The following is a 7,431-nucleotide window of genomic DNA, read 5'->3' on the forward strand; positions in this document are numbered from 1 at the left end:
CCACATGGACCGGGCGCGGATGGCCACCTACGAGACCCTGTGGGAGCTCGACGAGGGAATGCCCGCCGAAGCCGGCATCCACGAGTCCAAGGCCGCGGCCAGCGAGGGCTACCACCAGGCGTGCAGCTACTCGCACATGGTCCACGCCGGCCCCGGCACGGATTATCTGCACCCGCTGATGGTGCATAGCGTGCTCGCGCACACGCTGTACCAGTATCTGGGCACGCCGGACTATCACAAGCGCCGGATGGTGGACGCGCTCTATCCCACAACGTAAAAGGAAGTCAGGCAGCTTCAGCAACGGAAAGAAGCAGGTGAATTTCGGATTCGTCGGTATTCGGGTCAATCCGTGCGCTGCACGGAGAAAGGACTCCGCCATGAGACAGCTACGCTGGGCCATCGCCATTTTGTTCGTCCTGCTGCTCGCCGGCCAGGCAGCCGCGCAGGACGTCAGTTTCAAGGGCAAGACCATCAACCTAATCGTCGGGTCCTCGCCGGGGGGCGGCTACGACCTCATCACCCGGCTGTTCACCAAGTTCGCCGGCAAGCACTTCCCGGGGAACCCGCGTTTCATCGTGCGCAACGTGCCCGGCGGCGCCGGGCTCAAGGGCACCCAGTACATGAACCGTTCCAGGCCCGATGGCCTGACCGCGGGGCCACACTACACCAGCCTCGTGATGAAGGAGCTGGCGGGCGTGGACGTGCCGGGCTTCGACGTGAAGGAGCTGATCATCGTCGGCGCGCCCACGCTGGTGGACGACGACTACGTGATCTGCGGCGACCGCAACATCGTCAAGTCGTGGGAAGACGTGCTCAAGATGGGCCGGCCGCTGCGCTTCGCGTCCCAGAGGCCGGGCATCGGCCGGGTGCCCATGGGGGCGGAGTTCATGCAGCTCGTGGGCGGCCCCGTCCGGGTCATCTACGGCTACAAGTCCACCGGCGAGGAGCTGGCGGCGTTCGCCCGGGGCGAGACCGAGGTGGTGACCTGTCTCGATCGCCGGCTGCCGCGCATGTACCCGGAGCTGATCGAGAAGAAGCGGCTGGTGCCGCTGTACTGGTGGAACGCGCCGCCGGATGATGCGTGGGTGGAGCGCCTGGGCGGCGAGAAGCCGTACAACATCCTCGAGTTGCCGGGCGTCGAGATCTCCGATGCGCAAAAACTGGCGTTCACGACGGCGGTGAACATCCACCAGCACCTGAGGGCCTTCATGCTGCCGCCCAAGACGCCCCAAGCCATCGTGGATGTATGGCGCAAGTCCTTCAAGGCCACCATCGAGGACCCGGCGTTCGTCAAGGCGGCCAACGATGCGGGCTACGACGTGGGCTACGGGTCGCCCGAGGAGTATGAGAAACAGCTCGCCACCATCAACACGCTGTCTCCGGACGGCACGCTGTTCTTCCAGCAGTTGATGGGCGAGAAACGCTAGGGGCTTGGGAGCTTGAGGCAGTGATCCGTCGCGGGGGACTTCATGCTCGAAGCTTCCGTTGACGCGCTGTTCCACCTCTTTTCGCCGGGGCCGCTCCTGGCGATGCTCCTGGTGCTGCCGGTGGCGCTGTTCTCCGGGCTCATGCCCGGAGGCGGCCTGCCGGTGTCCGTGGTGGTCCTGAGCCTCGCGGTCCACCTCGACCCATGGGTCGCCATCACCATCGTGGTGTTCCACATGGCGGCCAGCGACATCACCGAGCCCATCCCCGCCATCCTGTTCGGCGTCCCCGGCGCCCGCTCGGCCCAGGCCACGGTGCTGGACGGCTATCCCATGGCCCAGCAAGGCCTGGCCGGGGTCGCTCTGGGGGCGAGCTACACCACCACCATCGTGGGCGGCGTCATCGGCGCCATCGCGCTGTTGCTGGCGCTGCCGGTGAGCCGCCAACTCCTGGAATGGTTCGGCTCGGCCGAGTTCTTCCTGTTGACGCTCATGGGGGTGCTGGCGGTGGCGGTGGTGAGCGCCGGCGCCTTCGTCAAGGGTATCCTCACCGCGGCCTTCGGCATCGCCATCGCCATGGTGGGCTACGCCGACCTGGGCGGCAACGTGCGCGCCGCCATGGGCTTCGACTTCTACCTGTGGGACGGCTTCGGGCTCGTGCCGGTGGTGGTGGGCCTGTTCGCGCTGCCCGAGGCCATCGCGCTGGTGGTGGGGGACACCACCATCGCCCGGGCGCGCCTGGACACGCTCCTGCGCGAGGCCAAGGCCGACGTGTGGCGCGGGATGTGGGAGGCCTGGAGCCACAAGTGGCTGATGGTGCGCTCGTCGCTCATCGGCGTGTTCGTGGGCATCATGCCCGGAGTCGGCGGCAGCGCCGCCCACTGGATCGCCTACGCCCAGGCGCGCCAGACCGAGCCCGGCGGCACCGAGACCTTCGGCAAGGGCGACGTCCGCGGGGTCATCGCCTCCGACGCCGCCAACAACTCGGTGGACGGGGGCGTGCTCATACCCACCGTGGTGTTCGGCATCCCCGGCAGCGGCGGCATGGCCATCGTCCTCGCCATCCTGGTCCTCACCGGCATCACCCCCGGCCCGCTCATGCTCACGCGGCACCTCGACCTCACCGTGAGCATGGTCTACACCATCGCCTTCGCTAACCTCGTCGTCGTGCCCATCATGCTGGCCTTCGCCCCGACCCTGTGCCGCATCGCGGTGATCCCGCCCAACATCCTGGCGCCGGTGGTGGTGGGCATCGTGTCGCTGGCGGCGCTGGCGGCCAACGGCGCTCTGGGCGACCTCGGCGCGGTGCTCGCTTTCGGTCTGTTGGGCGTCTTTATGAAGCGCTACGGCTGGCCGCGACCGCCCATCCTCATCGCAGTGGCGCTGGCGGACATCCTGGAACGGTTCCTGTGGATCTCGGTCAACAACTACGGCTGGGGAATGCTGCTGCGTCCGCAGTTCCTGGTCATCCTGGCGTTCATGGTGGCGGTGACCCTGTTCAGCCTGCGGGCACAACGCGGCGCCCGCAAGGCCATGTTGTCCATGACCGAAGGCGAAAAATCGGGGCAGGCGGCCGCTAAGGGCGCGGGGCACGAGGCGGAAGGCGCCGCGCGCGTGGATGAGGCGGCGGTCCCGGACGCCGCGGCGTCGCCACCATCAACGGGCGGCAAGCCCGGGGAGAGTCCCGCCGGCCGTCGCTTCACCCTCGAAGTCGCCGGAGAGATCGTGCTCCTGCTCGCGGTGGGCGCCTTCTTCCTCTACCTGTTCATCGACTCGTTCAGTTATCCGGAAGGCGCCGACCTGATGCCCAGGATCGCGGTGCTGGTGGGAACACCGTTCTGGCTCATCCGGGTGTGGACGCTGCTGAGGGGCACCCCCGAGAAGCGCATCGAGGAAGGCGACATCATGGACACCGGCTTCATCCTCGGCGACGACCCCAAGAGCGAAAGCCGGCGGTTCGTGCGCATCTTCGGCTTCACCGCGCTCATGTACGCCGCCATCTGGCTGATCGGCGTGCACGTCGCGTTGCCGGGAATTCTCTTCCTCTACCTCATGTACTACGGCCGGGCCGGCTGGCTCGTGTCCGCGGGGATCGCCCTCGCATTCCTGGCGCTGATCGTCGGCTTCTACGACGTCGCCCTCCACATCGTATGGCCCGAGTCCATCTTCGGCCTCTGGCCGGTAGGGTAGGGATGACCCACGTCATTCCTCGCCACCCACAGCCATTCCCCGCCACTCTATAGTTTCAACAACCGCCGCGCGTTCCCCTCCAAAATCGCCAGCTTCTGCTCGTCCGGACAGTCCAGTGCCTCCACCTTCTCCACCGCGCTCCAGTCCCCCAGCGGATACGGATAGTCCGTCCCGACCATCAGGTGCTCCCACCCCAGCAGGCTCTTGAGATACTCCAGCGTATCCACCCGGTACACGAGCGCGTCAGAATACAGGTTCTTGAGGTAGGCGCTGGGCCTCTCCTGGGCCTCCGCGTCCGCCGCCCCCGGCCGCACCCCGAAGCCCTGGTCGAAGCGCCCCAGGTGGTAGGGAAAGAAGCCGCCGCCGTGGAGCGTGCAGACCTTCAGGTCGGGGAAGCGGTCGAACACACCGCTGTAGGTCATGAACCCCAGCGACAGGGCCGTGTCCGCGGGGTTGCCGCAGATGAGGAACAGGCCGTACGTGCCCATGCGCTCAAGGCCCGCGATGTCCTCGGGATGCATGACGATGAGGGCGTCCAACTCCTGCGCCTTGCCCCAGAAGGCGTCGAACTCCTGGCTCCGGTAGTACTCGCCGTTGACGTTGGTGCCGATGTAGGCTCCGGCCAGCTTGTGTTCCAGGATGCCGCGCTCCAGTACCTTGGCGGCGCGCTTGGGGTCCTGGAGCGGCACCGCCGCCAGCGCGGTGAAGCGGTCCGGGTGGCGCGTCCTGAGCTCCATCAGGCCCTCGTTGTAGAGGTTGCACCAAGCTTCCCCCTGCTCCGGGTTGAGCCGGTAGCCGAGACAGGCGGTGTGGGGCTCCAGGGTGGCCAGGGCGATCTTGCCCTTGTCCATGTTCTCCAGCCGCTTCTCCACGTCCATGAGCGGCGGCGGCACCACGAAGCTCGGCCCCCCGCCGATGGTGACGGTGTTGAGGCCCTCCGGGGTGCGGCCCACCTCCGTGCCCACTGCGTCGCCATGGGCCTTCAACTCCTCGATCAGGCCAGGCGGCATGTAGTGGTGATGAATGTCGATGGCACAGGTATGCATGCACGGTTCTCCTTGACTCGGTAGTAGTGTCCACGGGCGAAGGCAAGGGCCTCGCCTCGGGCTTCGCTCAGGATGGAATTGTTCCATCATTATGGCGGGTATGCTAGTCTCGCTCCATTATCCCATCACGTCGGAGGTCGGTTTATCATGAGTCGCAAGATCAGAGTTACCAGTGAAGGAACCGTGTGGACGCTGCCCTGGGATGTGGGCGTGGAGAAGGGCTTCATGGCGGCCGAGGGCATCGACGCGGAAGTGGTGACGCCGGACTCGCAGCTTCAGCCCGCGGGCGTGTTCGAGCGCCCCATCGCCTCGGACTACGAGTGCGGCGACCTGGAGGGGTACAACAAATGCGAGTGGGGCGTGATCAAGCGCGCCGCCGACGGCGAGCGCGACGGCTGGATCCTCGGCCGCCGCGAGAGCGTCGCCACCATGGCCATCATCGTCAGGGGCGATTCCTCCTATCACCGGCTCGACGACCTCGCGGACGTGCCCCTCTCGATACAGGACCAGACCGGCTCCCACTACATGACCTACAAGATGCTCGAGGGGCACTGCGACAAGGACCGGGTCAAGTTGCGGCACGACGGCGGACCCGCCATCCGCACCCGCATGTTGCTTAATGGCGAGGTGGAGGCCGCAACCTTGATGGAGCCGTTCATCAGCCTGGCCGAGAAGCGCGGTTGCCGCGTGCTGGCCGAGTCCAAGTACTGGGGGCTGCTTTTCGTGAACGCTGACGACGCCGAGGATACCCGTGGAGCCATCTTCCGCGCCCTCCGGCGTTGCGTGGACGAGATCAACTCCGACCTCAAGAAGCACGCCGCGCTCCTGCTGCGCGACATTCCCGACGACCTCATGGGTGATTTCAAGTTCGAGGACCTGAACCTCAACCGGCTGGACTATGTCTACCCCGAGGACTACACCGAAGAAGAGTTCAACCGGGCGCGCAACTGGATGGCCGGGTACGGCCTCAAGCCCGACTCGCAGGCCAGCTACTCGGATTTGGTGAAGCTGTAATTGGAGCGGGAATACTACATTGGAGAAGGCCCCCCATGAACGTGAGGGGGCCTTTCTTTTTGTTGAGCCGCCGCTTCCCATGAACCAGACACTCACGCGACTCGGCGACAAGCTGCACGTCTTCCGCGTCCTCCAGTACCGCAGCTTCCGCCTCTACTGGTTCGGGCACCTCACCGCGGTGGCCGGCCACCAGATGCTGATCCTCGCGCACGGGTGGCTGGCCTGGGAGTTGACAGGGTCTGAGTACGTGCTGGGCGCCCTGGGGCTGGTGGCCGCCACCCCGGCGATAGCGCTGACGCTCTTCGGCGGCGCGGCCGCCGACAAGCTGGAGCTCCGGCGCTTCCTCATGTTGCTCCAGTACGTCACCGCGCTCCTGCTGCTGGCGCTGGCCACGCTGGTAACCACCGGGCTGGTGCAGGTCTGGCACGTGTTCGCCGTCGCCGCCATCCACGGCGGCATACAGGCCTTCGACCATCCCGCCCGCCAGGCGCTTTTCCCGCACCTCCTGGACCGCTCGCACCTGATGAACGCGGTGAGCCTCAATTCCATGATCTGGCCGGGCACCCGAATCTTCGGACCCGCCCTGGCGGGGTTCACCATCGACTACGTGGCGGACTACACCGGCGCCCCCCTGTCCGGCGCCGGGGCGGCCTACTATGTAGCCGCGGCGACCTACCTGGCTTTCGGCCTGTTGCTCCTTCCCGTACGGGTGCCGTTCATCGAACGCACCCGGGGCGGCAACTTCGTCCGCACTCTCCTGGGCGGGCTCTCGTTCGTATGGACCCGCAAGCTCTTTCGCTCCCTCATCGGACTGAACTACCTGGACATCTTCCTTCTGGCGTCCCACACCGCGCTCCTGCCGGTCTTCGCCGATGTCGTGTTCCGCGGCGACGGCTCCACCCTGGGTACCCTGTACGTGGTCAGCGGCATCGGCGCCCTGCTCGGCGCCCTGGTGGCCGCCAACCTCGGATACTTCCCGAAGCGCGGGTGGCTGATTCTCATGGGCGCGGGAATCCATGCCTTCTTCCTCACGCTGTTCGGGTTTTCCGGCGCCTTCCCGCTGGCATTGGGCATGCTGTTGTTGGCCGGCGTCGGCCTCTCCTTCTTCATGGTAAGCACCCAGACCTCGGTCCAGACACGCGTCCCCGACCAGTACCGCGGCCGGGTCATGGCCATCTGGGGCATGAACTACAGCGTCGTCCTCCCCTTGGGGCAACTGCAGATGGGCGCCGTCGCCGGCCTGTCCCGGGACCACTTGTCACCGTTCCTCGGCAGGCTCGCCGGCGCCCCGTCGGCGGTGATTCTTGGGGGTCTCGTCATGCTTGGGGCGGCGGGGATCATGGCGGTTTCCAACCGTGGGGTGCGGGAGCTGAGGCCGGAGGGGCCGGAGTAGGATGGGCGGCGCGGGGAATGCGTAACGCGTCGAACTTGCCGGCCGTAAGGGGACTGGCTGGCGCCCAAAATCGTATCGCTTGACGTCAGGGGATAAAAGTAATTACTGTAATCACTGCACCAATAGCTGGAGGAGGTGTCCAACGATGCGCGAGGGAACGGTCGCGAGAGGTGACAAGACGGTGAAGAGAGACGTCAAGCTGGTCTCGGTGGGCAATTCCAAGGGCATCCGCCTCCCGAAGGCGCTCTTGCAGAAGTACGGGTGGAGCGATTCCCTGGTCCTTGAAGAGGCGGAGGACGGAGTGCTTCTTTACAGCAAGGAAAAGAACAGCCTGTCCTGGAAAGAGACATACCGCGCCATGGCC

At 66.1% G+C, this 7,431-nt stretch carries 7 protein-coding genes; 6 read left to right on the forward strand and 1 reads right to left on the reverse strand.

From position 1 onward, the window contains the following. From OXF11_09145 to OXF11_09155, 3 genes are all read left to right on the forward strand, one after another. Window positions 1-277: hypothetical protein (locus tag OXF11_09145; GenBank protein ID MCY4487265.1), on the forward strand; the 277-nt coding region annotated here is incomplete at its 5' end. A 100-nt stretch (window positions 278-377) separates the two neighbouring features. After that, window positions 378-1,427 (forward strand): hypothetical protein, encoded by a 1,050-nt coding sequence (locus OXF11_09150; GenBank protein ID MCY4487266.1) that lies wholly within the window; start codon window positions 378-380, stop codon window positions 1,425-1,427. A 42-nt stretch (window positions 1,428-1,469) separates the two neighbouring features. Continuing rightward, window positions 1,470-3,614 (forward strand): tripartite tricarboxylate transporter permease, encoded by a 2,145-nt coding sequence (locus tag OXF11_09155; GenBank protein ID MCY4487267.1) that lies wholly within the window; start codon window positions 1,470-1,472, stop codon window positions 3,612-3,614. Between the two features lie 47 nt (window positions 3,615-3,661). On the opposite strand, the gene OXF11_09160 is transcribed toward OXF11_09155, so the two are convergent. Next, window positions 3,662-4,660: an amidohydrolase family protein gene (locus OXF11_09160; GenBank protein MCY4487268.1), complete on the reverse strand. Its 999-nt coding sequence runs from the start codon at window positions 4,658-4,660 to the stop codon at window positions 3,662-3,664. Between the two features lie 147 nt (window positions 4,661-4,807). Here OXF11_09160 and OXF11_09165 point away from each other — a divergent pair, with 147 nt between their 5' ends. The 3 genes from OXF11_09165 to OXF11_09175 form a co-directional block, all read left to right on the forward strand. Further along, window positions 4,808-5,674 (forward strand): hypothetical protein, encoded by an 867-nt coding sequence (locus tag OXF11_09165; GenBank protein ID MCY4487269.1) that lies wholly within the window; start codon window positions 4,808-4,810, stop codon window positions 5,672-5,674. A 79-nt stretch (window positions 5,675-5,753) separates the two neighbouring features. Further along, complete coding sequence (locus tag OXF11_09170; GenBank protein ID MCY4487270.1) at window positions 5,754-7,067, forward strand: MFS transporter; 1,314 nt, start codon at window positions 5,754-5,756, stop codon at window positions 7,065-7,067. Between the two features lie 145 nt (window positions 7,068-7,212). Then, the coding region (locus OXF11_09175; GenBank protein MCY4487271.1) for an AbrB/MazE/SpoVT family DNA-binding domain-containing protein at window positions 7,213-7,431 on the forward strand (219 nt) is incomplete at its 3' end.

This window comes from Deltaproteobacteria bacterium (assembly GCA_026712905.1).
Taxonomy (GTDB): Bacteria; Desulfobacterota; Binatia; order UBA9968; family JAJDTQ01; genus JAJDTQ01.

Bases quoted from the DNA above. Each gene is read 5' to 3' on its own strand.
- OXF11_09170 (MCY4487270.1), top strand. From the start codon at position 5,754: ATGAACCAGACACTCACGCGACTCGGCGACAAGCTGCACGTCTTCCGC.
- OXF11_09150 (MCY4487266.1), top strand. From the start codon at position 378: ATGAGACAGCTACGCTGGGCCATCGCCATTTTGTTCGTCCTGCTGCTC.
- OXF11_09160 (MCY4487268.1), bottom strand. From the start codon at position 4,660: ATGCATACCTGTGCCATCGACATTCATCACCACTACATGCCGCCTGGC.
- OXF11_09165 (MCY4487269.1), top strand. From the start codon at position 4,808: ATGAGTCGCAAGATCAGAGTTACCAGTGAAGGAACCGTGTGGACGCTG.
- OXF11_09155 (MCY4487267.1), top strand. From the start codon at position 1,470: ATGCTCGAAGCTTCCGTTGACGCGCTGTTCCACCTCTTTTCGCCGGGG.